The organism is Pseudoalteromonas sp. S1609 (assembly GCF_005887255.1).
Lineage (GTDB): Bacteria > Pseudomonadota > Gammaproteobacteria > Enterobacterales > Alteromonadaceae > Pseudoalteromonas.
In genome coordinates, this window is record NZ_PNDJ01000299.1 from 1 (window position 1) to 333 (window position 333).

The following is a 333-nucleotide window of genomic DNA, read 5'->3' on the forward strand; positions in this document are numbered from 1 at the left end:
TACAGCAGAGCTTGCAGTGATGAAGCAAGGGTCTATTTTAATTAATGCTTCTCGCGGTACTGTGGTTGACAGTGACGCCCTAGCTGAAGCACTAACAGAGAAGATACTTCGCGGTGCCGCCTTTGATGTATTCCCAGTTCAGCCTAAATCAAACGATGAAGACTTTATTTCGCCACAACGTGAATTCGACAACGTTATTATAACGCCGCACATTGGGGCTTCTAATCAAGAAGCACAGGAAAACATTGGTATTGAAGTAGCAGGTAAACTCGCTAAGTACTCAGAAAATGTCTAAACCATTACTGCAGTTAAATTCCCTGAACTATCATTTCC

Annotated in this window: 1 pseudogene; it reads left to right on the plus strand. The window is 42.6% G+C overall.

Features of this window, described 5'->3' with window-relative positions:
* A pseudogene (locus CWB76_RS19825) lies at nucleotides 1-292 on the plus strand (NAD(P)-dependent oxidoreductase); the annotation flags it as partial.
* Between the last annotated feature and the right edge of the window lie 41 nt (nucleotides 293-333).